The 24,451-nt window shown below is 73.1% G+C and carries 21 protein-coding genes, 4 tRNA genes and 1 other RNA gene; 16 read left to right on the plus strand and 10 right to left on the minus strand.

The genetic code is table 11. The annotated features are described in order from the left end of the window. Both ACIRFH_RS07205 and ACIRFH_RS07210 read left to right on the plus strand, forming a co-directional pair. Complete coding sequence (locus tag ACIRFH_RS07205) at positions 1-480, plus strand: cupin domain-containing protein (RefSeq protein WP_403517710.1); 480 nt, start codon at positions 1-3, stop codon at positions 478-480. Continuing rightward, entirely contained in the window at positions 477-1,241 is a 765-nt protein-coding gene (locus ACIRFH_RS07210; protein WP_403517711.1) for an SDR family NAD(P)-dependent oxidoreductase, read from the plus strand. The genes ACIRFH_RS07205 and ACIRFH_RS07210 overlap by 4 nt, the downstream gene beginning before the upstream one ends. Before the next feature lie 596 nt (positions 1,242-1,837). Here ACIRFH_RS07210 and ACIRFH_RS07215 read toward each other — a convergent pair. Beyond that, positions 1,838-1,925 (minus strand) — tRNA-Ser (locus ACIRFH_RS07215). A 73-nt stretch (positions 1,926-1,998) separates the two neighbouring features. Here ACIRFH_RS07215 and ffs point away from each other — a divergent pair. The 6 genes from ffs to ACIRFH_RS07245 all read left to right on the plus strand — a co-directional run bounded on the left by ffs (position 1,999) and on the right by ACIRFH_RS07245 (position 10,700). Beyond that, positions 1,999-2,097: signal recognition particle sRNA small type (gene ffs, locus ACIRFH_RS07220), an RNA gene on the plus strand. A 45-nt stretch (positions 2,098-2,142) separates the two neighbouring features. Then, the gene (locus ACIRFH_RS07225; protein WP_403517713.1) at positions 2,143-4,419 is read left to right on the plus strand and encodes a DNA polymerase III subunit gamma and tau; all 2,277 of its coding nucleotides are present in this window, start codon (positions 2,143-2,145) and stop codon (positions 4,417-4,419) included. A gap of 129 nt (positions 4,420-4,548) precedes the next feature. Beyond that, entirely contained in the window at positions 4,549-5,826 is a 1,278-nt protein-coding gene (purD, locus tag ACIRFH_RS07230) for a phosphoribosylamine--glycine ligase (protein WP_403517714.1), read from the plus strand. 290 nt (positions 5,827-6,116) lie between these two features. Then, complete coding sequence (locus ACIRFH_RS07235) at positions 6,117-8,036, plus strand: hypothetical protein (RefSeq protein WP_403517716.1); 1,920 nt, start codon at positions 6,117-6,119, stop codon at positions 8,034-8,036. A gap of 165 nt (positions 8,037-8,201) precedes the next feature. Beyond that, positions 8,202-9,719, plus strand: coding sequence for a N,N-dimethylformamidase beta subunit family domain-containing protein (locus ACIRFH_RS07240; protein ID WP_403517718.1), 1,518 nt, complete (start codon positions 8,202-8,204; stop codon positions 9,717-9,719). 84 nt (positions 9,720-9,803) lie between these two features. Next, the gene (locus tag ACIRFH_RS07245; RefSeq protein WP_403517723.1) at positions 9,804-10,700 is read left to right on the plus strand and encodes a phosphoribosylaminoimidazolesuccinocarboxamide synthase; all 897 of its coding nucleotides are present in this window, start codon (positions 9,804-9,806) and stop codon (positions 10,698-10,700) included. A gap of 49 nt (positions 10,701-10,749) precedes the next feature. Here the strand turns inward: ACIRFH_RS07245 and ACIRFH_RS07250 are convergent. From ACIRFH_RS07250 to ACIRFH_RS07285, 8 genes are all read right to left on the minus strand, one after another. Next, positions 10,750-10,825, minus strand: a tRNA-Gly gene (locus tag ACIRFH_RS07250). A 34-nt stretch (positions 10,826-10,859) separates the two neighbouring features. After that, entirely contained in the window at positions 10,860-11,474 is a 615-nt protein-coding gene (locus ACIRFH_RS07255; protein ID WP_403517725.1) for a response regulator, read from the minus strand. Continuing rightward, entirely contained in the window at positions 11,471-12,736 is a 1,266-nt protein-coding gene (locus ACIRFH_RS07260) for a sensor histidine kinase (protein ID WP_403517793.1), read from the minus strand. The genes ACIRFH_RS07255 and ACIRFH_RS07260 overlap by 4 nt, the downstream gene beginning before the upstream one ends. 59 nt (positions 12,737-12,795) lie before the next feature. After that, complete coding sequence (locus ACIRFH_RS07265) at positions 12,796-13,623, minus strand: ABC transporter permease (protein ID WP_403517726.1); 828 nt, start codon at positions 13,621-13,623, stop codon at positions 12,796-12,798. After that, the gene (locus tag ACIRFH_RS07270) at positions 13,620-14,582 is read right to left on the minus strand and encodes an ABC transporter ATP-binding protein (protein WP_403517728.1); all 963 of its coding nucleotides are present in this window, start codon (positions 14,580-14,582) and stop codon (positions 13,620-13,622) included. Before ACIRFH_RS07270 ends, ACIRFH_RS07265 begins: the two co-directional genes overlap by 4 nt. 135 nt (positions 14,583-14,717) lie before the next feature. Then, positions 14,718-14,790, minus strand: a tRNA-Gly gene (locus ACIRFH_RS07275). 80 nt (positions 14,791-14,870) lie between these two features. Continuing rightward, positions 14,871-14,942 (minus strand) — tRNA-Gly (locus ACIRFH_RS07280). Between the two features lie 176 nt (positions 14,943-15,118). Next, positions 15,119-15,436, minus strand: coding sequence for an Lsr2 family protein (locus ACIRFH_RS07285; protein ID WP_127894179.1), 318 nt, complete (start codon positions 15,434-15,436; stop codon positions 15,119-15,121). 340 nt (positions 15,437-15,776) lie between these two features. On the opposite strand from ACIRFH_RS07285, the gene purS reads away from it, so the two are divergent. From purS to purL, 3 genes are read left to right on the plus strand one after another with little or no spacing between them, the layout of a single operon-like run. Then, positions 15,777-16,049 carry a phosphoribosylformylglycinamidine synthase subunit PurS gene (gene purS, locus ACIRFH_RS07290; RefSeq protein WP_403517730.1) on the plus strand — a complete coding sequence of 91 codons (273 nt, stop codon included), beginning with the start codon at positions 15,777-15,779 and terminating at the stop codon, positions 16,047-16,049. Next, positions 16,046-16,726: a phosphoribosylformylglycinamidine synthase subunit PurQ gene (purQ, locus tag ACIRFH_RS07295; protein ID WP_356557245.1), complete on the plus strand. Its 681-nt coding sequence runs from the start codon at positions 16,046-16,048 to the stop codon at positions 16,724-16,726. The genes purS and purQ overlap by 4 nt, the downstream gene beginning before the upstream one ends. Then, positions 16,723-18,981, plus strand: coding sequence for a phosphoribosylformylglycinamidine synthase subunit PurL (purL, locus tag ACIRFH_RS07300; protein ID WP_403517732.1), 2,259 nt, complete (start codon positions 16,723-16,725; stop codon positions 18,979-18,981). The genes purQ and purL overlap by 4 nt, the downstream gene beginning before the upstream one ends. A gap of 55 nt (positions 18,982-19,036) precedes the next feature. Here purL and ACIRFH_RS07305 read toward each other — a convergent pair whose 3' ends face one another. Beyond that, positions 19,037-19,621, minus strand: coding sequence for a Uma2 family endonuclease (locus tag ACIRFH_RS07305; RefSeq protein ID WP_403517734.1), 585 nt, complete (start codon positions 19,619-19,621; stop codon positions 19,037-19,039). 147 nt (positions 19,622-19,768) lie between these two features. On the opposite strand from ACIRFH_RS07305, the gene ACIRFH_RS07310 reads away from it, so the two are divergent. The 5 genes from ACIRFH_RS07310 (at position 19,769) to purF (ending at position 24,407) form a co-directional block, all read left to right on the plus strand. Then, complete coding sequence (locus ACIRFH_RS07310) at positions 19,769-20,254, plus strand: ArsR/SmtB family transcription factor (protein ID WP_403517795.1); 486 nt, start codon at positions 19,769-19,771, stop codon at positions 20,252-20,254. Between the two features lie 31 nt (positions 20,255-20,285). Then, positions 20,286-21,167, plus strand: a complete 882-nt coding sequence (locus tag ACIRFH_RS07315) for a M23 family metallopeptidase (protein ID WP_403517735.1) — start codon at positions 20,286-20,288, stop codon at positions 21,165-21,167. A 10-nt stretch (positions 21,168-21,177) separates the two neighbouring features. Beyond that, positions 21,178-21,975: a sterol carrier family protein gene (locus ACIRFH_RS07320; RefSeq protein WP_403517736.1), complete on the plus strand. Its 798-nt coding sequence runs from the start codon at positions 21,178-21,180 to the stop codon at positions 21,973-21,975. A gap of 36 nt (positions 21,976-22,011) precedes the next feature. Continuing rightward, a complete protein-coding gene (locus tag ACIRFH_RS07325; RefSeq protein ID WP_403517738.1) occupies positions 22,012-22,818 on the plus strand; it encodes an META domain-containing protein in 807 nt (268 codons plus the stop codon). A gap of 62 nt (positions 22,819-22,880) precedes the next feature. Further along, on the plus strand, positions 22,881-24,407 hold the full coding sequence (purF, locus tag ACIRFH_RS07330; protein WP_403517740.1) for an amidophosphoribosyltransferase: 1,527 nt from the start codon (positions 22,881-22,883) through the stop codon (positions 24,405-24,407). Positions 24,408-24,451 lie beyond the last annotated feature (44 nt).

A 24,451-nucleotide genomic window follows, 5' to 3' on the forward strand; every position in this document is an offset into this window, starting at 1 on the left:
GTGACCCCTGAGGATCTCGTCGCGCACTACGGGCTGGAGCCGATCCCGCGCGAGGGCGGCCTGTTCCGGCGCACCTGGGCCGGTCCGCCGCGCCCGGACGGACGCCCCACCGGCTCCGCCGTCGTCGCCCTGCTGACCGCCCGCCCGGACGACTTCTCCGCCCTGCACCGCCTGCCCGCCGACGAGGTCTGGCACTTCTACCTCGGCGATCCGCTGGAACTGCTGCTCCTCGGCCCGGACGGCGGCGCGCGCACGGCGGTGCTCGGACCGGACGTCCTGGGCGGGCAGCACGTGCAGTTCACCGTCCCCGCCGGGACCTGGATGGGCGGCCGGGTCGCGGCGGGCGGCGCGTGGACGCTGTTCGGCTGCACGATGGCGCCCGGATTCACCTACGGGGACTACGAGCACGGCGACCCGGCCGTCCTCACGGCGCGCTATCCGGCCGAGGCCGCCCGGATCGTGGGACTGTGCCGGCCATGACGCTCCTCGACGGACAGGTCGCCCTGGTCACCGGCGCGGGCGGCGGCATCGGCCGGGGCATCGCGCTGCGGTTCGCCGAGGAGGGCGCGGCGGTCGCGCTGCACTGCCGCACGGGCGTCCGGGCGGCACGGGAGGCGGTCGCGCGGATCCGGGGGCACGGCGGCCGGGCGGTGGTGCTGCGGGCCGACCTCACCGACGAGGACGCCTGCCGGCGCCTGGTGGAGGAGGCCGCCGACTGGGGCGGCGGACGGCTGACGGCGCTGGTCAACAACGCGGGCGTGCAGCCGGTGCGGGAGCTGGCCGGGATGACGGCCGCCGAGTGGCGGACCGTGGTGGACACCAACCTCACCGGCGTCTTCGCGTGCACCCAGGCCGCCGCCGGGATCATGCGGGCCCAGGACGGCGGCGGCACGGTCACCCACATCGCCTCCGTCGAGGCCGGCGCCCCCGCTCCCGGCCACGCGCACTACGGCGCCTCCAAGGCGGCGGTCGTGGCGCACGCCCGTTCGGCGGCCCTGGAGTACGGCCCGTGGGGCGTGCGGGTCAACTCCGTCTCGCCCGGCCTCATCGACCGGGAAGGGCTGGAGGAGACCTGGCCGGACGGCGTACGGCGGTGGCGACGGGCGGCGCCCACCGGACGGCTGGGGCGCCCGGAGGACGTGGGCGACGCGTGCGTGTTCCTCGCCTCGCGGCTGGCGTCCTGGATCACGGGCCACGACCTGGTGGTGGACGGCGGGGTCACGGCCCGCCCGACGTGGTGAGGGCCGGCCCGGCCCCGCGGTGAGCGCGACGGCGCCCGCGTCCGTACGTACTCCCGAAGCGGTGGGGCCCGGCGGCGGAGGCGCGACGTGAGGCGTGGCGGTCCGGCCCCGAGGCGTGGCGGTCCGGCCCCGAGGTTCCGAAGGGCACGGGGGCCGGTTCCGTCGGCGGCCGTGCTGGTCCTGTTGGTCCTCGGCGGCGCCGGACCGGCGTCCGCCCACGCCGCCCTCCGCTCCACCGACCCCGGCGACGGCACCGTCCTCCCGCGCGCCCCGCACCGTCACCCTGTCCTTGACCGCGCCTCTCCTTCACGCTCCCCGACCGGAAGATCGGCCCGATCGCCGCCGAGCACGTCGACCGCGGCGGCTACTGGAGCGCCGACCCCCTCACCCTCCCCCTCCCGGGCACCTGGACCAGGAAGGCGGCGGTCCGCGTGACGGAGGTGGACCAGGTGAGCGAGTCGAGGCGGATCCGGATCCTGCCCTGACCCTGTGGCGTACGACACGGGCGGGGACGACCGCGAGGACGGCGACGCCGGACAACGTCGAAGGGCCCCCTGTTTCCAGGGGGCCCTTCGACATCGTGCCCGGTGAGGCACTGGCGGAGGATACGAGATTCGAACTCGTGAGGGGTTGCCCCCAACACGCTTTCCAAGCGTGCGCCCTAGGCCTCTAGGCGAATCCTCCGCGGCAAACATTACATGACGTCGGAGCGTGCTTGCGAACTCGTTCTCGGGCCCCCGGATCGGGTAACGTGTGGCCCAGCCCCTCACGCGGCGCTATCTGACTGAACTCCCCCAGGGCCGGAAGGCAGCAAGGGTAGGTCGGCTCTGGCGGGTGCGTGGGGGGCGCTCGCTTTCTCGGGGCGGTCCGGTTGTCGGTGGGCGCCTATAACCTCGTATGCGTGTCGTCTCTCGCGCTCTACCGCCGTTACCGCCCGGAGTCCTTCGCCGAGGTCATCGGGCAGGGGCATGTCACCGACCCGCTGCAGCAGGCGCTGCGGAACAACCGGGTCAACCACGCGTACCTGTTCAGCGGACCGCGCGGATGCGGCAAGACGACCAGCGCGCGCATCCTGGCCCGCTGCCTGAACTGCGAGCAGGGCCCCACGCCCACGCCGTGCGGCGAGTGCCAGTCCTGCCGCGACCTGGCGAGGAACGGGCCGGGTTCGATCGACGTCATCGAGATCGACGCCGCCTCGCACGGTGGCGTGGACGACGCCCGTGACCTGCGCGAGAAGGCGTTCTTCGGGCCCGCCCACAGCCGGTACAAGATCTACATCATCGACGAGGCCCACATGGTCACGTCGGCGGGCTTCAACGCCCTGCTCAAGGTGGTCGAGGAGCCGCCGGAGCACCTGAAGTTCATCTTCGCGACCACCGAGCCCGAGAAGGTCATCGGGACCATCCGGTCGCGGACCCACCACTACCCGTTCCGGCTCGTGCCGCCCGGCACCCTGCGCGACTACCTCGCCGAGGTGTGCGCCAAGGAGGACATCCCCGTCGAGGACGGCGTGCTGCCGCTGGTCGTGCGGGCGGGTGCCGGTTCGGTGCGTGACTCCATGTCCGTCATGGACCAGCTCCTCGCCGGAGCCGGTGCCGACGGTGTGACGTACGCCATGGCGACGGCCCTCCTCGGCTACACGGACGGCTCGCTGCTCGACTCCGTCGTCGAGGCGTTCGCCTCGGGAGAGGGCTCGGCCGCCTTCGAGGTCGTGGACCGGGTGATCGAGGGCGGCAACGACCCGCGGCGCTTCGTCACCGACCTGCTGGAGCGGCTCCGCGACCTCGTCATCCTCGCCGCCGTGCCCGACGCCGCGGAGAAGGGGCTCATCGACGCCCCCGCCGACGTCGTCGAGCGGATGCAGGCCCAGGCGCGGTCCTTCGGCGCGGCCGAGCTGAGCCGCGCCGCCGACCTCGTCAACGAGGGCCTCACCGAGATGCGCGGCGCCCACTCGCCCCGCCTCCAGCTGGAGCTGATCTGCGCGCGCGTGCTGCTGCCCGCCGCGTACGGGGACGAGCGGTCGGTGATGGCCCGGCTGGACCGGATCGAACGCGGGGTGCAGTTCTCGGCGGGCTCCCAGGCGCCCGCCATGGGACACGTGCCCGGGCCCGAGGCGCACACCGGTGCCGTGGGTGCCGCGAGCCCGGCGGCCGCCGCGCCGGTCCCGCCGGGTGGCGGTCCGGCCGCGGCCCGGGCGGCGGTACGGGGAGCCGGCGTCGGCGGCCAGGGCGCGGCGGCCGGGGAAGGCGCGCCTTCGGCGCCTGCCGCCGGCCCCACCCCCGCTCCTGCGCCCACCCCCGCTCCTGCGCCGACGCCCACTCCTGCTCCGGCGCCGACGCCCGCTCCCGCCTCTACGCCGACGCCCGCTCCGGCACCCGCCGCGCCCGCGCCCGGCGCCTGGCCCACCGCGGCTCCCGCGGGCGGCGGGCGGCGACCCGGAGGATGGCCCACGGCAGCCCCGGCGGGCGGCGGACAGCCCCAGGCGCCGGCCGCCCCGGCCCAGCCTCCCGCCGCCCCCGCGCCGGCCGCCGTCGTGCCGCCCGCCGCCCCGGCGCCGGTCCCGGCCGGCGGACCCGACCCGCGCTCGCTGTGGCCCAACATCCTGGAGGCGGTCAAGAACCGCCGCCGGTTCACCTGGATCCTGCTCAGCCAGAACGCCCAGGTGACCGGCTTCGACGGCACGACCCTCCAGATCGGCTTCGTCAACGCCGGGGCCCGCGACAACTTCCTGAGCAGCGGCAGCGAGGACGTGCTGCGGCAGGCCCTCGCCGAGCAGTTCAACGTGCAGTGGAAGGTCGACGCGGTCGTCGACCCCTCCGGTGGCTCGGCGCCCCCGCCCTCCGCCGCCCCGTCCGGCGGGTACGGCGGGTACGGCGGCGGTGGCTACGGGGGACCGGCCGGCGTCGCGCCCGCTCAGCGGTCGGCGGCACCGGCACCCGCGGGCCCGCCGGCCCAGGGCGCGGGGGCCCCCGCGGCTCCCCCCGCCCACGGCTCGGCTGCTCCGGCGGGCGACCCCGCTCCCCGGCCCGCGGCTCCCGAGCCGCCGCCCCCGGTCTCGCCGGAGGACGACATCCCGGAGGACGACGACCCGGACCTCGACGAGTCGGCCCTCTCCGGCAAGGACCTGCTCGTACGGGAGCTGGGGGCGACGGTGGTGGAGGAGATCGCGCACGAGTAGGCGCCCTCCGCCGCCCGGGCACGGCCCGGCAAGGGGGGCGCCTGCTGGAGGAACGCACAAGCCCTCCCCGCCCGCCCCTTCGGAAGCCCGCACAAACCGCCGGGGCCCGTTCCCATTAGGCTGACCCCCGTGAAGGTCCTTGTCATCGGCGGCGGCGCCCGCGAACACGCCCTGTGCCGTTCCCTGTCCCTCGACCCCGACGTCACCGCGCTGCACTGCGCACCCGGCAACGCCGGTATCGCCGAGGTCGCCGAACTGCACCAGGTCGACGCCCTCGACGGCGCGGCCGTGACGGCGCTGGCCACCGAGCTGGGTGCCGACCTGGTCGTGGTCGGACCCGAGGCGCCCCTCGTCGCCGGGGTCGCCGACGCCGTGCGCGAGGCGGGCATCCCGGTCTTCGGCCCCTCCGGCCGGGCCGCGCAACTGGAGGGCTCCAAGGCCTTCGCGAAGGACGTGATGGCCGGCGCCGGAGTACCCACGGCCCGCTCCTACGTCTGCACGACCCCGGCCGAGGTCGATGCGGCCCTCGACGCCTTCGGCGCCCCGTACGTCGTCAAGGACGACGGACTCGCCGCCGGCAAGGGCGTCGTCGTCACCGACGACATCGAGGCCGCCAGGGCGCACGCGAACGCCTGCGAGCGCGTGGTCGTCGAGGAGTACCTCGACGGCCCGGAGGTGTCCCTCTTCGCCGTCACCGACGGCGAGAACGTGCGCCCGCTCCAGCCCGCCCAGGACTTCAAGCGCGCCCTCGACGGCGACGAGGGCCCGAACACCGGCGGCATGGGCGCGTACTCGCCGCTGCCGTGGGCCGACCCCAAGCTCGTCGACGAGGTCGTGGAGAGCGTGCTCCAGCCGACCGTCGACGAGATGCGCCGCCGCGGCACCCCGTTCTCCGGCCTCCTCTACGCCGGTCTCGCGATCACCTCCCGGGGCGTCCGCGTGATCGAGTTCAACGCCCGCTTCGGCGACCCCGAGACCCAGGTCGTGCTGGCCCGCCTGAAGACCCCGCTCGCCGGGCTGCTGATGGCCGCCGCCACCGGCAACCTCGCCGACCTGGAGCCCCTGCGCTGGAGCGAGGAGGCGGCCGTCACCGTGGTCGTCGCCTCCCACGGCTACCCCGGCACCCCGCGCACCGGCGATCCGATCACCGGTCTCGACGAGGTGGCCGCCGAGGACGCCCCGCACGCCTACGTCCTGCACGCCGGCACCCGGCGCGAGGGCGACGCCGTGGTCAGCGCCGGCGGCCGCGTCCTGTCCGTCACGGCCACCGGCGCGGACCTCACCGAGGCCCGCGACCGCGCCTACCGGGCCGTCGCCCGCATCGGCCTCGACGGCTCCCAGCACCGCACGGACATCGCGGCGAAGGCGGCGGCGGACGCGGCGGCGCAGGGCGCGACGGGGGCCTGACCTCCCCGGAGAACGGCCTCTCCGCACCCGGCCCGACAGGCCCCGGTTCCGTCCCAGGAGCCGGGGCCTGATCCTTGCTGTCCGTCATCCACCTTTCCCCAAAGCCATTCCATCGAGTGACCGATGCGCCATACGGCTGACGGGCGCGAAGGCCCCAACTAGGGTGCCGCGCAAGCGTTCCGGCACTTGGCCCACCGGCATTGCGATGTCAGTGGCGGGTGCCACAGTGGGGGAGTGAGCAACAGCGAGAGCGCGGTCCCAGGGCGGCAAGGAGGGGGTGAGGTCAGGTCGTGACCGGTATCGGTGGTGTGGAGGCGGGTGCGCAGGCCGCGCGTTCCCGGGCGCTGGCCGTGCTGCGCGTCCGCAGCCGGGCGCTGGCCGTCGCCCTGCTGCCCGCCGCCGCCGCCGTGATCCTGCTCGCGGGCGGCCGGACCGGCCATCTCGTGGGCGCGGGCTGGGACGCCGCCCGCTGGACCGTGTCCGCGCTCGCCCTCCTCGTCCTGTCGGTCGCCGCGGGGATCGCCCTGGTCGTCGCCCGTGCCCGGCCCGCCATGACCCCGACGGTCCCGGTCGCCGAGGGGTCGGCGCCGGACCTCTACCGGATGGTGCGCGACCTCGCCGACCGGCTCGAGGTGCCCGCCCCGTCCGCGATAGCGCTCACGCCGGACTGCGACAGCTGGCTGGAGGACCGCACCCACCCCGCCCACGGTCCGCCGCCCGAGGAGCGGCACGGGGACGTGGCCGGTCCGGGCGGACCCGCCCGCCGCGGCGGTCCCGCCGCGCCCGTCCTCGTCATCGGCTCGCCCTTCCTGTGGTGGATGCGCGTGGGCGAGCTGCGCGCGGTCCTCGCCCCGGTCGTCGCCGGTACGGGACCGTCGGCGCACCCCGACATAGCCGCCGCCCGGCGCTTCATACGGGGCCTGGACGCCGCGGTCGCGGTGGCCTCGGCGCGGAACCGCCGCCTGCTGCCCCGTGCGGTGTGGGCCGGCCTCGGCCAGGTGTCCCGGCTGCTGCTGCGCAGCTGCCGCGTCCACGCCGCCGAGATGGAGCGGGGCGTCGCGGCGGCGGCCGCCGAGCGCGCACAGGCCGTGGACTACGGGCTGCGGATCGTCGCCCAGGAGCAGGTCGGGCTGGCGTACGCGGGCTGGGACCGGCTGCTGACGCGGGTGGCGCTGCCCGCCTGGCGGATGGGCCGCTGGCCCGCCCGCCTGGACATGGGCGTCGTCGCGGCGCTCACGGAGCTGTCCCGCCGCGACCGCCTGGCCGAGGGCTTCACCTCACGCCTGGGCGAGCGTCCCGCCTGCGACCTGCTGGAGGAGCCCGGACTGGTCGACGAGGCGGTCTCCCTGCTCGCCGCGCGCCTCTTCCACGGAGGACCGGCACAGACCGGCCCGGACTGGGCGCCGGTGGGATGGGACGAGTATCCGGAGGAGGTCGTCGACCGGACCTGGCGCGCGGACGCCGCCCGCCTCCACCGCGTCCTGGACACCCTGGGCGTCCGCCGCACCGCCGAGGACGCCGCCCCGGGCACCGACGGCCCCACCCTGGCCCGCGTCCTGGACCACCTCACGGACCGCCCCGCCACGCCGACGTCCGGCCCGTCGGTGGACCGGGACGGGCACGAGACCGAGTCCGGGGCCAGGCCCGAGGCGGAGACCGGGGACCGGGCGGGGACCGGGGACCGCACGGGGGTCGGCGCCGAGCCGGTCGTCCACGATCCCGTGCTCACCACCGCCCCCCGCCAGGCCCCCGCTCCCGCCCCCGGCGACGACGATGACGACCTCGCCGACACCACCCCCCGGGGCGCCGCCCTGGCCGCCGGGCTCAGCGCGCAACTGGCTCGCGAGGAGACCGGAACCGCCGGGAGCCGGACCCGGGGATCCGGAGCGGCCGCGGGCCGGGCCGGCCCCGACAGCGCCCTCTGGGACGACCGCGTGCTGCCCCTCCTCCCGCTCCAGCCCCCGCGCACCGGCCGCGAGGTCCTCACCGACCACATCACGGCGATGGTGTGCTGCGCCGCGATGGACACCGCCGGAGCCACCCCCGGCCTGGACTGGCTCGACGGCCCGTCCCTCCTGGTCAACGGCGTCCGCGCCGCGGACCTGGCCCCCCGCGTCCGCAGCCTCGTCGAGACCGGCGACCCGGCCCCCCTGCGCGCCTGGCTGACGGAGCTCGGCATACGCGCGGAGAAACCGGTACGCCTGGTCTGAGGCCACGGCTCCCCGGGAGTCGGACTCATCGACTCCACTTTCGGTCACTTCACAACGAACAGTGACAACGCGCGCGCTGAATGTGATGTGCTGGGACCGATCGCGCACAGGCAAAGGCGTTCGTCATACGCACGCCCACGGGGGCACGAGGGAGGGGACAGTCCCATGGGGCCCGAGCACATCCGCCGCTGGGAGTCGGGAGCACTCGCGCACGCCGTGACGGATCCCTTCGGCCAGGGCCCCGTCCCCTGGCTGCGCGGCAGCGAGACCTACTTCAGCGACACCGGCCAGGTCGTCCCCTGGTACGTGGACCCGGAACCCGACCCGGACCCGGCCGGGGCCGGCTCCCGGGCCGGGACAGGCAGGCGGGGCCCCGAGCGGCGCTCCACCACGGGCGGTCCCCGCGCCGCCGACGACGTCCGCCGCCAGATCAAGGGCTTCACCGCCACCGGAGCCGTCGCACCCGGCGAGGCCATCGACTTCCACATCACCGTCGACCCGCCGCAGGAGTTCAGCGTCGACGTCTACCGGATCGGCCACTACGGCGGGGACGGCGCCGCCAAGATCACCACCAGCCCCCGCCTGTCCGGCATCGTCCAGCCCGCGCCGCTCGCCGCCGACCGCACGGTCTCCTGCCACCACTGGTGGCTGTCCTGGCGGCTGCAGATACCGTCGTACTGGAACATCGGCGCGTACGTCGCCGTCCTCACCACCGCCGACGGCTACCGCTCCCACGTCCCCTTCACGGTCCGCGACGACCACCCGGCCGACCTCCTGCTGCTCCTGCCGGACATCACCTGGCAGGCGTACAACCTCTACCCGGAGGACGGCCGCACCGGCGCCAGCCTCTACCACGCCTGGGACGAGGAGGGCCGGCTGCTCGGCGAGGCGGACGCCGCGACGACCGTCTCCTTCGACCGCCCCTACGCGGGTGCCGGCCTGCCCCTGCACGTCGGTCACGCCTACGACTTCATCCGCTTCGCCGAGCGCTACGGCTACGACCTCGCCTACGCCGAAGCCCGCGACCTGCACTCCGGCCGCGTCGACCCGACCCGCTACCGGGGCCTGGTCTTCCCCGGCCACGACGAGTACTGGTCCGCGGCCATGCGCCGCACCACCGAGCAGGCCCGCGACCACGGCACCTCCCTGGTCTTCCTGTCCGCCAACACCATGTACTGGCAGGTGGAGCTGTCCCCCTCCCCCTCCGGCGTCCCCGACCGCCTGCTGACCTGCCGCAAACGCCAGGGCCCCGGCCGTCCGGTGCTGTGGCGGGAGATCGACCGCGCCGAGCAGCAACTGCTCGGCATCCAGTACGCCGGCCGCGTCCCCGAACCGCACCCGTTGATCGTCCGCAACGCCGGCCACTGGCTGTGGGAGGCCACCGGCGCCCAGGAGGGCGACGGGATCGAGGGCCTGGTCGCGGGCGAGGCCGACCGCTACTTCCCGCGCACCCCGCTCCCCGAGCACGACGAGCGCGTGCTGCTCGCCCACTCCCCGTACACCGACGTCCGCGGCGCCCGGCGCCACCAGGAGACGTCCCTGTACCGGGCGCCGTCCGGCGCCTGGGTCTTCGCGTCCGGGACGTTCGCCTGGTCCCCGGCCCTGGACCGCCCCGGCCACGTCGACCCGCGTGTCCAGCGGGCCACCGCCAACCTCCTGGACCGCATCTGCAAACGCGACTGATCCCGCCCGCGGCCACCCCGCGGGGAGACCGGCCGCCGCGTACGGGAGAATCGACGTACTTGGACAGAACCACGGGGAGGAACCGTGTCCGGATTCGTCGAAAAGCCCGAGCCGCTTGAGGTTCCGGGCCTGGTGCATCTGCACACCGGCAAGGTGCGCGACCTGTACCGGAACGAGGCGGGCGACCTCGTGATGGTCGCCAGCGACCGCATGTCCGCCTACGACTGGGTGCTGCCCACCGAGATCCCCGACAAGGGCCGGGTGCTCACCCAGCTCTCCCTGTGGTGGTTCGACCAGCTCGCCGACCTGGCCCCCAACCACGTCCTGAGCACCGCGCTGCCCGAGGGCGCCCCCGCCGACTGGCAGGGCCGCACCCTGGTCTGCAAGTCGCTGCGCATGGTCCCCGTGGAGTGCGTGGCCCGCGGCTACCTCACCGGCTCGGGCCTGGCCGAGTACGACGAGACCCGCACCGTCTGCGGCCTGGCCCTCCCCGAGGGCCTCGTCGACGGCTCGGAGCTGCCCGCCCCGATCTTCACCCCGGCCACCAAGGCCGAGGTCGGCGAGCACGACGAGAACGTCTCCTACGAGGAGGTCGCCCGCCGGACCGGCGCGGACACCGCGGCCCGCCTGCGCCAGGCCACCCTGGCCGTCTACTCCCGCGCCCGGGACATCGCCCGCGAGCGCGGGATCATCCTGGCCGACACCAAGTTCGAGTTCGGCTTCGAGGGTGAGGACCTCGTCCTCGCCGACGAGGTCCTCACCCCGGACTCCTCCCGCTTCTGGCCCGCCGACCAGTGGCAGCCGGGCCGTGCGCAGCCGTCGTACGACAAGCAGTTCGTGCGGGACTGGCTGACGTCGCCGGAGTCCGGCTGGGACCGGAGGAGCGAGCAGCCCCCGCCGCCGCTGCCGCAGCACGTCGTGGACGCGACCCGTGCCAAGTACGTCGAGGCGTACGAGCGCCTGACGGGCGTGCGCTGGTAGGACGCGGAGACACGAAGAAGCCCCCGGCCGGAACCGGGGGCTTCTTCCGTGGAGCGAACGACGAGGTTCGAACTCGCGACCTCAACCTTGGCAAGGTTGCGCTCTACCAACTGAGCTACGTTCGCCTGCGCCGCGGTCTTCGCCGTGGTGCGACAGCCACTATACCCAACCCCGCTCCCGCGCGAGACGCACCGCCGCGTGCCGGTTCTCCGCACCGAGCTTCGTGGCGGCCGACGACAGGTAGTTCCGCACGGTCCCCTCGGCGAGCGCGGCCCGTTCGGCGATCTCCGCGACGGGCGCCCCGTCGGCCGCGAGCTCCAGCACCTCGGCCTCCCGCGCGGTCAGCGGCGAGTCCCCGGCGGAGATCGCGTCCGCGGCCAACTCCGGGTCGACGTAACGGTTTCCGGCCCGCACCGTGCGGATGATCTCCGCGAGGCGCTGGGCGCTGACCGTCTTGGGGACGAAGCCGCGCACCCCGGCGGCCAGGGCCCGTTTCAGATGCCCGGGCCGACCGTGGCTGGTCACGATCAGCACCCGGCAGCCGGGCACCTCCGTCCGCAGGGACGTGGCGACTTTCACACCGTCCGCGCCGGGCATCTGGAGATCCAGTACGGCCACGTCCGGCGTGTGCGCCCGGGCCATCGCCAGGGCCTCCGGGCCGGTGGCCGCCTCGGCGACCACCACGAGGTCGTCCTCCAGGGAGAGCAGGGCGGCCAGCGCACCACGGATCAGATGCTCGTCGTCGGCGAGCAGAACGCGCACGGGGTCCGTCACGACGCCACCTCCAGCACGGAGCCGACGGCCAGGGGCAGCGGCACCTCGGCCGTGAGCCGGAACACGCCCTTGCCGGTGGGCCCGGCCTCCAGCGTGCCGCCCACGGCGGACAGCCGTTCCCGCAGCCCCGCGAGCCCCGAGCCGCCGGAGGTCCCGGGGCCGCCCCGGACACCGGGGGACCCCGCCCCGGCCGGCTCCGTCACCCCGTCGTTCTCCACCGTCAGCACCACACGCCCCTCCGACAACCGCACCACCACGGCACACCGTTCCGCGTCCCCGTGCCGCAGCACGTTCGTGGCCGCCTCCCGCACCACCCAGCCCAGCGCCGACTGCACCTCGGCGGGCAGCCCGGCCGTGTCGCCGCGCACCTCGCAGTCGATCCCGGCCGCGATCAGCACGCCCCGGGCACCGGCGAGTTCGACCTCCAGGTCGGCCTCCCGGTAACCGCGGACGACGTCGCGGACCTCCCGCTGCGACTCCTGCGCGATGCGCTGCACCTCGATCATCTGCTCCACCGCCTCGGGCCGTCCGCGCCGGGACAGCTGCACGGCCAGCTCGCTCTTGAGCGCGATCACGGCCAGGTTCCGCCCCATCACGTCGTGCAGGTCGCGGCCGAACCGCAGCCGTTCCTCGGCGACGGCGAGCCGGGCCCGGGTCTCCCTGGCCTCGTCGAGCGCGTAGACCGCGTTGAGCAGCCAGACGGAGAAGATCGAGGTGAAGGCGAGGAACCCGCCGCCCACCAGCACGAAGCACGCCACCATGAGCGAGGCGAGGCCCGGCATGCCCAACGGGAAGGACACGACTCCGGCACCGAACGCGAAGCCGCCGACGACGGCGACCACCCGGCGCCGGTTGTGCACGCCGAGGGTGATCGTGCCGGCGCCGAAGCAGAGCACCCCTCCGAAGATCCCCCCTGCCGCGGAGTCCACGTCCTGCCCGCCCGGTCCGCGCTCGGCGAGACCGATCGCGGCGACGGCGATCACCGCGGTGAGCGCGGCGAGCGCCCACAGCAGCCGGACGGGCTGCGCACGCCGGCCGCGCGTCCAGTCCAGTGCCCGCGATGCGACCAGCATGCAGAGCACGGCGTGGGCGACGACCGGCAGGCACATCCCGGTCGCGAGCCGCGGCCCGACCTGGCCGTAGTTCGTCACCCCCAGCGCGAGGACCTCGATGACCCCGAAGAAGTGGAACGACCACCGTGTGTACGTCTCCACCTTCGCCGGTGTGCTCTTCCGCCGCCACCAGCGCTGTGGCCTGCGCATGTCCCCGCTCACCCCGTCCATCCCGCTCTCTCCGGCCCCGGTCCCGGCCCGCCCGTACGTCAGCGTCGCGGTTCCCAGCGGAACCATCGCCGTACAGCAAACACCGCGATCACGGTCCAGGCCACCGCCGTGGCGATCGCGCCCAGGGCCTCGAAGGCCGACAGATCACCGGTCCAGCCGCCGCGGACCAGCGTGACCACGGGGGTCAGCGGCAGCAGCTCGCAGACGGAGGCCACCCGGTCGGGCATCAGTTCCAGCGGGACGAACAGGCCGGAGCCGATCATCGAGACGATCATCAGGGGCATCGGCGTGACCTGCGCGCTCTCGCCGGTCCGGGTGAAGCCCGCGGTGACCGCCGCGAGGCCGGCGCACAGGACGAGGCCCAACAGCACGCCGATGACGGCCAGATGGGGCGCGGACGGCGCGGAGAGGCCGAGCAGGACCGCGCAGCCCGCCGTCAGCAGCAGGCACTGCACGAGTCCGATGACGGCGGCCGGCAGCGCGGCACCGCCGAGGATCTCGGCGTCCCGCAGCTCGCCGGTGCGCAGCCGCTTGAGCACGAGTTCCTCGCGCCGGACGACGAAGACGCCGACGAGGGCCGCGTAGACGGCGAACAGCAGGGAGAAGCCGATCGCGGCGGGCAGGACGACCGTGCCGACGGTCAGTCCGGCCCCGGCGAGGTCCATCTCGTCGGCCGCCGACCGCACGCTGACCGGCAGCACCAGCGGCACGAACAGGGCGGCGACGAGCGTGCCCTTGCTCCGTCCCAGCAGCGTCAGTTCGGCGCGGGCGAGCGCGGTCATCCGGCCCAGCGGCGTGGTGACGGCCGGCCCGCCCTCCCGCGCCGCACGCTCCTTGGTTCCGGTTCCGGTTCCGGTGCCGGTCATGCCGCGTACTCCTTCGTCGCCGTGGTCCCCGCGGACGCCTCCTCGGCGATCCGCAGGAACGCCTCCTCCAGGGACGCGGACCGCACGTCCAGTCCGCGCAGTTCGACGCCGGCCCGTTCGGCCCACACCAGCAGCGCGGTGGCCGCCCGCTGGAGTTCCCGGGTGCGCAGCCGCACGACCCGCCCGTCGACCCGGTGCTCGCTCACGCCCAGCTCGCCGAGCGGCGGCAGGTCGCCGACGAAGTAGCCCTCGGGCAGCTCGAAGGAGATCCGGGAGGGCTGGGTGGCGGTCACCTCGGCCGGGGTCCCGGTGGCGGCGATGCGGCCCTCGTGCAGGATCGCGAGCCGGTCGGCGAGGTCCTCGGCCTCCTCCAGGTAGTGCGTGGTCAGCAGCACCGTCGTACCCGCGTCGCGCAGCGAGCGCACCAACTCCCAGGTGTCGCGGCGGCCTTCGGCGTCCAGTCCGGTGGTGGGCTCGTCGAGGAAGAGGACCTCGGGCTCGCCGAGCAGCGCGAGTGCCAGGTCCAGGCGGCGCCGCTCGCCGCCGGAGAGCTGCTTCACGCGGGTGCCCCTCTTGCCCGACAGCCCGACCAGCGCCAGCACCTCCGCCTCGGGCCGGGCCCCGCTCACGCAGCCCGCCCACATCCGCGCGGTCTCGGCGACGGTCAGCTCGGAGGGGAAACCGCCCTCCTGGAGCATCACGCCGGTGCGGGGGCGTACGGCGGCCCGCTCGGTGTACGGGTCGTGTCCGAGGACGCGCACCTGCCCGCCGGCCGGTGCGGCGAGACCCTCGAGAAGCTCGACCGTCGAGGTCTTGCCGGCTCCGTTGGTGCCCAGCAGCGCGAAGATCTCCCCGCGGCGCACGGAGAAGTCGATCCCGCGCACCGCCTCGAACCCGCCCCCGTACACACGCCGCAGGTCGGTGACCTCGATCACGTGCTCGTGTCCGTTTGCTCGCATGCCCCAAGCGTCCCGGCACCGCGGTCCCTGCGGCAGTGCGTGCCGTCATCGCTCGGCATGACAAATGTCAGACGACGTTCTGGAACAGGGCACACGAAAAGACCCCGGTCCTGGAGGACCGGGGTCTGATTCCCGAGCGGACGACGAGGCTCGAACTCGCGACCTCAACCTTGGCAAGGTTGCGCTCTACCAACTGAGCTACGTCCGCGTTGCCTCCGACCGGCGTTCACCGATCGGTGCGAGCACCAGCCTACCTGATCGACTTGAGTGATCGGTACGGCGGTGCAGAGCGGGTGACAGGAATTGCACACTGCGCCTTCCCCCTGGAAGGGGGATGTTCTACTACTGAACTACACCCGCATGTTCCGTGAGCTGGGCTTTTCGGCCTCGCCCCTCGGCGTGCTCCAGACTTTAGCTGATCACCCGGGGTGCTGCGCAAGTCGGCTGCCGCGGCGGGCGGCTGAGCGGCCGTCGGCGGCCCCCGCCCGGCCGCCGGACCGCCGGGGCGGCGGCCGGGCGGGGCCGGCCGCGACCGCTCACTGCGCCTCGGCGAACGCCTCGTAGACCTTCTTCGGGATCCGGCCCCGCGCGGGCACGTCCATCCTGTTCGCCTGGGCCCAGGCCCGGACGGCCGCCGGATCGGGCGCGACCTCCGTCTGCCGGTACGCCTTCCCGGACCGCGACCGCTTCCGGCCCGCCGACACGTAGGGCTCGAGGGCCTTGCGCAGTTTCCGGGCATTGGCTTCGTTCAGGTCGATCTCGTACATCCGGCCGTCGACCCCGAAGGCGATCGTCTCCGCCGCTTCCGAGCCGTCGATGTCGTCAAAGAGAGTGACCACGACACGCTGCGCCACGAATATCGGTCCCTTCGTGCGGCATCTCCGCGATGACGTGCCAGGACGCCGCGATGATGCCGACTGTTCGCCTGTAATTGGGCAAAGTATCGGCTAATGACATTTCATTTGTACAGTGCCCGGCATTGCAATGGGAAGCCCGACTAAATCTCTCCGCGTGTCTGCCGCGCAATAGGCGTCCGCGGTGGATCCGGGATCTTTCCCGAACCTTTTCTCGCGGATCTCCCCCCGATGGGGAACCGTGACAGACGTCACGTGCTTTCCTCCAAGGCTACGCGCGTAGAAATTTTGTACGGGTAGTCTGAAGGAACCTGCTCAGCACCACACACCGGGAGTGCCAGTGGCACGCGTCGTAGTCGACGTCATGCTCAAGCCGGAGATCCTCGACCCCCAGGGCCAGGCGGTGCAGCGCGCACTGCCGCGACTGGGTTTCGAGGGGATCTCGGACGTCCGCCAGGGAAAGCGTTTCGAACTGGAAGTTGACGGGCCGGTCGACGAGGCCGCCCTCGCCCGCATCCACGATCTTGCGGAATCCTTCCTCGCCAACACCGTGATCGAGGACTTCACCGTCAAGGTCGAGTCCGGGGATGTCGCCGCGGAGGCCGTGAAGTGACCGCTCGTATTGGCGTCGTCACTTTCCCCGGCAGCCTCGACGACCGGGACACGCAGCGCGCGATCCGCGTCGCCGGCGCCGAACCCGTGGCGCTGTGGCACAAGGACAAGGACCTCAAGCAGGTCGACGCCGTGGTGCTGTGCGGCGGTTTCTCCTACGGCGACTATCTGCGCGCCGGGGCCATCGCACGCTTCTCGCCGGTGATGGACACGGTCATCGACCAGGCGAAGGCCGGCCTCCCCGTGCTCGGCATCTGCAACGGCTTCCAGATCCTCACGGAGGCCCACCTGCTGCCCGGCGGGATGCTCGGCAACGACCACCTGCACTTCATCTGCCGCGACCAGAAGCTGCGGGTGGAGAACGCGGACACCGCCTGGACCGGCGACTACAGCGCCGGCCAGGAGATCCACATCCCGCTGAAGAACATGGACGGGCGCTACGTCGCCGACCGGCGCACGCTGGACGAGCTGGAGGCCGAGGGCCGCGTCGCCTTCCGTTACCTCGACGTCAACCCCAACGGCTCGCTCAACGACATCGCCGGCATCACCAACGCGGCGGGCAACGTCGTCGGCCTGATGCCGCACCCCGAGCACGCCGTCGAGCCGCTGATCGGCACCGGCCGCACCGACGGCCTCCCGTTCTTCACCTCGATCCTCAAGAAGCTGGTCAACGCATGAGCCGGACGCCTCTGGACACGGTCGAGCACGCGGCCGCGACCCCCGACGTCGAGCTGCCCTGGGCCGAGCTGGGCCTGAAGAAGGACGAGTACGAGAGGGTCGTGGAGATCCTCGGCCGTCGGCCCACCGGTGCCGAACTCGCCATGTACTCGGTCATGTGGTCCGAGCACTGCTCGTACAAGTCCTCCAAGGTCCACCTCCGTCAGTTCGGCGAGAAGGCCCCCGCCAACGACGCGATGCTCGTCGGCATCGGCGAGAACGCCGGCGTCGTCGACGTCGGCCAGGGCTACGCGGTCACCTTCAAGGTCGAGTCGCACAACCACCCGTCGTACGTGGAGCCCTACCAGGGCGCGGCCACGGGTGTCGGCGGCATCGTCCGCGACATCATCGCGATGGGCGCCCGCCCGGTCGCGGTCGTGGACCCGCTGCGCTTCGGCGCGGCCGACCACCCCGACACCAAGCGCGTCCTGCCCGGCGTCGTCGCCGGCATCGGCGGCTACGGCAACTGCCTGGGCCTGCCCAACATCGGCGGCGAGGTCGTCTTCGACGCCTGCTACCAGGGCAACCCGCTGGTCAACGCCGGTGCCATCGGCGTCATGCGGCACGAGGACATCCACCTCGCCAAGGCGTCCGGCGCGGGCAACAAGGTCATCCTCTACGGCGCCCGCACCGGCGGCGACGGCATCGGCGGCGCCTCGATCCTGGCCTCGGAGACCTTCGACGACGCGAAGCCGTCCAAGCGCCCCGCCGTCCAGGTCGGCGACCCCTTCCAGGAGAAGCTCCTCATCGAGTGCACCCTGGAGGCGTTCAAGGAGAAGCTGGTCGTCGGCATCCAGGACCTCGGCGCCGCGGGCCTGTCCTGCGCGACCAGCGAGCTGGCGTCGAACGGCTCCGGCGGCATGCGCGTCACCCTGGACGACGTGCCCCTGCGCGACTCCACGCTCTCGCCCGAGGAGATCCTCATGAGCGAGTCGCAGGAGCGCATGTGCGCGGTGGTCGAGCCCGGCAAGGTCGACCGCTTCCTGGAGATCTGCGACAAGTGGGACGTCATCGCCACCGTCATCGGCGAGGTGACCGACGGCGACCGTCTGGAGATCTACTGGCACGGCGGCAAGATCGTCGACGTCGACCCGCGCACGGTCGCGCACGAGGGCCCGGTCTACGAGCGCCCGTACGCCCGCCCCGAGTGGCAGGACGCGCTCCAGGCGGACGACGCGAACAAGCTGCCCCGGCCGCAGTCCGGTGAGGAGCTGAAGGACCAGGTCCTGAAGCTGGTGTCCTCCCCGAACCAGGCGTCCAAGCAGTGGATCACCCAGCAGTACGACCACTTCGTGCAGGGCAACACCGTCCTCGCCCAGCCCGAGGACTCGGGCATGATCCGCATCGACGAGGAGACCGGCCTCGGCGTCGCCATCGCCACGGACGGCAACGGCCGCTACGCCAAGCTCGACCCGTACACGGGCGCGCAGCTGGCGCTGGCGGAGGCGTACCGCAACGTCGCCACCACCGGTGCGAAGCCCCTCGCGGTCTCCGACTGCCTGAACTTCGGCTCGCCGGAGGACCCGGCGGTCATGTGGCAGTTCGCGGAGGCCGTGCGCGGTCTGGCCGACGGCTGTCTGCAGCTCGGCACCCCGGTGACCGGCGGCAACGTCTCGCTCTACAACCAGACCGGCGAGGCCGCCATCCACCCCACCCCGGTGGTCGCGGTCCTCGGCGTCATCGACGACGTGGCCCGCCGTACGCCGGTCGCCTTCCAGGAGGACGGCCAGCTGCTCTACCTCCTCGGCGACACCCGCGAGGAGTTCGGCGGCTCGGCCTGGTCCCAGGTGATCCACGACCACCTCGGCGGCCTGCCCCCGAAGGTCGACCTGGAGCGGGAGCGCCTCCTCGGCGAGATCCTGATCTCCGCCTCCCGCGACGGCATGGTCGACTCGGCGCACGACCTGTCCGACGGCGGCCTGGTCCAGGCGGTCGTGGAGTCGGCGCTGCTCGGCGGCAAGGGCGCGCGTCTGGTCGTCCCGGACGGGCTGGACGCCTTCACCTTCCTGTTCTCGGAGTCGGCGGGCCGCGCGGTCGTCGCCGTCCCGCGTTCGGAGGAGCTCCGCTTCACCGACATGTGCGCCGCGCGCGGTCTGCCGGCGACCCGCATCGGCGTGGTGGACGGCGACGCGGTGGAGGTCCAGGGCGAGTTCACCCTCCCCCTGACCGAGCTGCGCGAGGCCCACGAGGGCACGATCCCGGCGCTGCTGGCGTAAGCGGCCGTACAGGAAGAGGTCCCGCCCGGTCGCTTCCGGGCGGGACCTCGTCGTCTCAGCGGACGTAGTTCTTGAGGATCTCCGTGTCGAGTTCGATGCCGACCGGGTCGGGAAGGACGACCGTCTCGCCGAACTTCGCGACGCGGACGTCCCGGTAGCCACCGACCCGCCGGTCCGGGCTGCTGTGCACCGTGATCGTGCAGGTGTCCCGGTCGATCAGGAGGTACAGGGGGATCCCCGCCTGCCCGTACGCGGCCGGCTTCTCGTGCCGGTCCCGCCGGTCCGTGTCCGAGTCGTACGAGGTGACCTCGACGACCATGAGCGTTCCGGCCGGGTCGGCCCATTCGCCGTGTCCCGCGAAGTGGGCCTCGGGTGCGAGCACGGCGTCCGGCCGTGCCCTGCTCTGCCGGTAGGCGTCGACCCGTAGCCCCTGCGTCTGATACAGGTCCAGGTCAGGCCGGGTCTGCATACAGCGTTTGGCCAGCCAGGACACGATGCTGTTGTGATCCCCGTCTGTCACCGGCTTGACCCCGATCCGTCCGTCAACGAACTCCAACGTGACGGTCTCGGGAGCGGCGGAGGCGATCGTTTCGAACTCGTCCACCGACATCTGAGACGTGTGCTCGGCCATAACCGTCATGTTGCACCTCCTTCCAGGCGCGGACCAGTGTTTCCGGGCTGCGGCGCTCCGGGGCGGGTCCGCACTGCCAGACACACGTACGAGTGACGGTTGAACGGAATTACGAAACTACGTAATCTCTACTGAGTGAAGCAACTGGAACGACGCGTGGCCGACCTCGAACGGCGCCTCGCCGCGCTGGAAGCCGCCGGCCGGCCCGCCCCGCCCTCTCCCGGCGAGGGCGACTTCTGGGCCCTGGAGGGGCTGAAGGAGCAGCTCTCGGAGTCGGAGGCGGCGGACGGCGGGGTGCTGTTCACCGGCTCGGTACGCCTGCCGACCGGAGAGCGGTACGACTGGCAGCACGGTGCGCTCACCGAGGATCTGATGGACGCCGACTGGGCCGAGGCGGCCGAGGCGTTCGCCGCGCTCGGGCACCCCGTCCGCCTGCGGCTGCTGCGCGAGATCCTCGGCGGCCGGCGCACCGCCGCCGAACTGGCCGAGCTGGACGGGGTGGGCACGACGGGCCAGATCTACCACCACCTGCGCCAGCTCACCGGCGCCGGCTGGCTGCACACCACAGGCCGGGGCCGCCACGAGGTGCCGCCGGGGCGGGTCGTACCGCTGCTGGTGGCGCTGTCGACGGCCCGGCACTGACCGGGAACGACACGATCGACGAGGGGGCACGATGTCCGTCCGCAAGCTCGCCATGATCACCTTCCGGGCGCTGCAACTGGGGTTCGTCGCCCTGGTGGCCGCCGACATCCTCTTCGGCCTGGACCACCCCTTCTGGCTGGATCTCCTGCCTCTGGTCCTGGCGTACGTCCTGATCACCGTGGTCAACCGCTGGGGCGGCGCCCCGGACGCCCCGCGCACCGCCCGTGAGCCCGTCGAGGTCGCCCCGCCCGTCACCGGCCGCTGGTCCGCGCTGAACAGCCCGGCCGACCGCACCCCGAGCCACGGCGTCCACGCCTACGGCCAGACCTTCGCCATCGACCTCGTCGCCGAGCCGGGGCCCGGTGCCCGTCCCGGTTTCCGCGCCCTGTGGCCGCTCGCCCGCCGCAGCCGCGACTTCCCGGCGTTCGGCGCCCCGCTGCTCGCGGTGGCCGACGGCATGGTCGTACGGGCCGATGACGGCCAGCGCGACCACCTCAGCCGCACATCCCTGCCCGCGCTGCTGTACCTGATGCTCGTCGAGGGCTCGGTCCGCGAGCTGGCCGGGGTCCGCCGCATCGTCGGCAACCATCTGGTGCTGGACCTCGGTGACGGCACGTACGCGATGTACGCGCATGTGCGGCGCGGTACGTTCACCGTCCGCGAGGGGGACCGGGTGCACGCCGGCCAGGTCGTCGCCCGGTGCGGCAACTCCGGCAACTCCACCGAGCCGCACGTCCACTTCCAGCTGATGGACGGCCCCGACCCGGACACCGCCCGGGGCGTCCCCTTCACCTGGCGCGGCATCGGCGTCCCCCGCAACGGAGAGCTCTTCGACGTACCCGAACCCTCCCCGGCCGGCCGGCCCCGCACGAACCCGGTGCTTCCCGAGCGGCCCACCGGTCTCGCGGACTAGGCTCGCCGCCATGCCGCCTGCCAGGAAACGCGCCCGCAGCTACGACCCCGTCCGCACCCGCGCCGCCGTTTTCGCCCAGTTCGGGCACGTACGGACCGCCGTCGCCACGCTCACCCCCGAGCAGCTCGCGCTGCCCACCCGCCTGGGGGACTGGACCGTACGGGAGCTGGTGGCGCACATCGGGATGGCCCTGACCGCCCTGCACCGCGCCGTGGACCGGCCCGCCCCGCCCAGGCAGGACGTCCAGGTCGTCGAGTGGCCCTTCGCCACCGCCGCCAACTCCACGGCGATCGACGGCTTCACCCGGAAGCTCGCCGCGGACCACCCCGACCTCGACGCCCACCTCGCCGGCATCGAGGAGAACCTGCGCGCGCTGCTCGCCGAGCACCCCGGAAGCCGGCTCCTGGAGACCAACGCGGGCGCCCTGCCCCTGGACGACTACCTCGTCACCCGCACCGTCGAACTCGTCGTCCACACCGACGATCTCAACGCCGCCGTGCCCGGTCTCGGCCTCCCGTACGACCGGCAGGCCCTGGCCGCCGCGACCCGGCTGCTCGCCGACGCGCTCGCCGTGAAGGCGCCCGGCGGGTCGACGGAGGTGCGGGTGCCGCCGTACGCCGTCGTGCAGTGCGTCGAGGGCCCCCGGCACACCCGCGGCACCCCGCCCAACGTCGTCGAGACCGACCCGTTGACCTGGGTCCGGCTCGCGACCGGGCGGCTGGCCTGGAAGGACGCCGTGGCGGACGCGAAGGTGAGCGCGAGCGGCGAACGGGCCGACCTCGGCGGGCTGCTGCCGCTGATGAGCTGAGGGGAACCAGACCCTCCGCGCCTCCGTCGAATCGGCATGTACAGGCAGAAGCAGAGGCAGAGGCAGAAGCAGCAGCACGGCATCACCCTGACCGTGGCGGTCCTCGCCGCGCTCGCCCCGCTCGCGGCGGCCTGCGGCAGCGAGAAGGCGGACGGCGGCAGCGGCTCGGTGGGCGCGGACCGGTCCTTCACCGGCGTCCGGTGGAGCATCGACAGCGTCACCGTCGACGGCACCACCCACCAGGCACCGGACACCGCGCGGGTCCGGATCGACGACAGCGGCGAGGCGGCCGGCAGCACCGGCTGCAACACCTTCGGCGCCCGTGCCGACATCGACGGCGAGCGCGTCCGGCTCAGCGACGCCACGTTCACCGAGAGGGGCTGCGAGGAGACGTCCATGGACTTCGAGAAGTCCCTCGGCCGCGTCCTCACCGGCGGCCCCCTCACCGCCGACACGGCGAGCGACCGCCTGACCCTCACCTCCTCCGCCGGCGACACCGTCCGCCTCAGCAGGACCGAGGACGCGCCCCTGTACGGCACGGAGTGGACCGTCACCGCCCCGGGCGGAGAGGGCCGAGCCCACCTCACCTTCGACAAGGCGGCGGGCACCGTCTCCGGCCGCCTCCCCTGCAATCGCGTCAGTGCCGGGGCCACCGTCCGCGACGGACATATCACCCTGGGAGCCCCGGCCACCACCCGAATGATGTGCGAAGGCTCACTCATGGACGCCGAGAAGCGGATGCTCCGCTTCTTCGAGGGTCGGGTCGACTACCGGATCGACCACGAAACCATGACGCTGACCAGCGAAGACGGCACCACCGTCCGGGCCGTGGCCGACGAATGAGCCGCAGGTGATCCGGGATCCCCAATTCGGACCAGTGGTCGACCTCGCCTACACTCGGGAACGTGCCACGTGGTGACGGTCGACTCAATCACGATCTACTCCCCGGCGAGAAGGGCCCCCAGGACGCTTGCGGCGTCTTCGGTGTCTGGGCTCCGGGCGAAGAGGTCGCAAAGCTCACGTACTTCGGGCTCTACGCCCTCCAGCATCGGGGCCAGGAATCCGCGGGAATCGCGGTCAGCAACGGCTCCCAGATCCTCGTCTTCAAGGACATGGGCCTCGTGTCCCAGGTCTTCGACGAGACCTCGCTCGGTTCGCTCCAGGGTCACATCGCGGTCGGTCACGCCCGCTACTCGACCACCGGCGCGTCCGTGTGGGAGAACGCCCAGCCCACCTTCCGGGCCACCGCGCAGGGCTCCATCGCGCTCGGCCACAACGGCAACCTCGTCAACACCGCCCAGCTCGCCGAGCTGGTCGCCGACCTGCCCAAGCAGGACGGCCGCTCCACGCGGGTCGCGGCGACCAACGACACCGACCTGGTCACCGCGCTGCTCGCGGGCCAGGTCGACGACGACGGCAAGCCGCTGACCATCGAGGACGCGGCCGCCAAGGTGCTGCCCCAGGTGCGCGGCGCCTTCAGCCTCGTCTTCATGGACGAGCACACGCTCTACGCCGCCCGCGACCCGCAGGGCATCCGCCCGCTGGTCCTCGGCCGCCTGGAGCGCGGCTGGGTCGTCGCCTCCGAGTCCGCCGCCCTCGACATCTGCGGCGCCTCCTACGTCCGCGAGATCGAGCCGGGCGAGTTCATCGCCATCGACGAGAACGGTCTGCGCACGTCGCGATTCGCAGAAGCGAAGCCCAAGGGCTGCGTCTTCGAGTACGTGTACCTGGCCCGCCCGGACACCGACATCGCCGGCCGCAACGTCTACCTCTCGCGCGTCGAGATGGGCCGCAGGCTGGCCGCGGAGGCCCCCGCCGAGGCCGACCTCGTCATAGCGACCCCGGAGTCCGGCACCCCCGCCGCGATCGGGTACGCCGAGGCATCCGGCATCCCCTTCGGCGCCGGTCTGGTGAAGAACGCCTACGTCGGGCGCACCTTCATCCAGCCCTCGCAGACCATCCGCCAGCTCGGCATCCGCCTCAAGCTGAATCCCCTGAAGGAAGTCATCAAGGGCAAGCGGCTGGTCGTCGTGGACGACTCCATCGTCCGCGGCAACACCCAGCGGGCCCTGGTCCGCATGCTCCGCGAGGCCGGCGCGGCCGAGGTCCACATCCGGATCTCGTCCCCGCCCGTGAAGTGGCCCTGCTTCTTCGGCATCGACTTCGCCACCCGCGCCGAGCTCATCGCCAACGGCATGAGCATCGAGGAGATCGGCACCTCGCTGGGCGCCGACTCCCTGGCGTACATCTCCATCGACGGCATGATCGAGGCGACCACCATCGCCAAGCCGAACCTGTGCCGCGCCTGCTTCGACGGCGAGTACCCGATGGAGCTCCCCGACCCCGAGCTGCTCGGCAAGCAGCTCCTGGAGACCGAGCTGGCCGCCGGGCCCGCCGGTACGGCCGCCGCCGACGCCATCCGTCGCCCGTAGCCGTCCGTCCGCAATACCTGCCGTACGACACAAGAGTCAGAGGT

Origin of the sequence: Streptomyces sp. NPDC093586 (assembly GCF_044764905.1) — a bacterium.
GTDB lineage: Bacteria > Actinomycetota > Actinomycetes > Streptomycetales > Streptomycetaceae > Streptomyces.

Coding starts and splice junctions, on each gene's coding strand:
- ACIRFH_RS07210 (WP_403517711.1), top strand. CDS start 477: ATGACGCTCCTCGACGGACAGGTCGCCCTGGTCACCGGCGCGGGCGGC.
- ACIRFH_RS07240 (WP_403517718.1), top strand. CDS start 8,202: ATGGGGCCCGAGCACATCCGCCGCTGGGAGTCGGGAGCACTCGCGCAC.
- ACIRFH_RS07260 (WP_403517793.1), bottom strand. CDS start 12,736: ATGCGCAGGCCACAGCGCTGGTGGCGGCGGAAGAGCACACCGGCGAAG.
- ACIRFH_RS07265 (WP_403517726.1), bottom strand. CDS start 13,623: ATGACCGGCACCGGAACCGGAACCGGAACCAAGGAGCGTGCGGCGCGG.
- ACIRFH_RS07270 (WP_403517728.1), bottom strand. CDS start 14,582: ATGCGAGCAAACGGACACGAGCACGTGATCGAGGTCACCGACCTGCGG.
- purL (WP_403517732.1), top strand. CDS start 16,723: ATGAGCCGGACGCCTCTGGACACGGTCGAGCACGCGGCCGCGACCCCC.
- ACIRFH_RS07305 (WP_403517734.1), bottom strand. CDS start 19,621: ATGACGGTTATGGCCGAGCACACGTCTCAGATGTCGGTGGACGAGTTC.
- ACIRFH_RS07315 (WP_403517735.1), top strand. CDS start 20,286: ATGTCCGTCCGCAAGCTCGCCATGATCACCTTCCGGGCGCTGCAACTG.
- ACIRFH_RS07320 (WP_403517736.1), top strand. CDS start 21,178: ATGCCGCCTGCCAGGAAACGCGCCCGCAGCTACGACCCCGTCCGCACC.
- ACIRFH_RS07325 (WP_403517738.1), top strand. CDS start 22,012: ATGTACAGGCAGAAGCAGAGGCAGAGGCAGAAGCAGCAGCACGGCATC.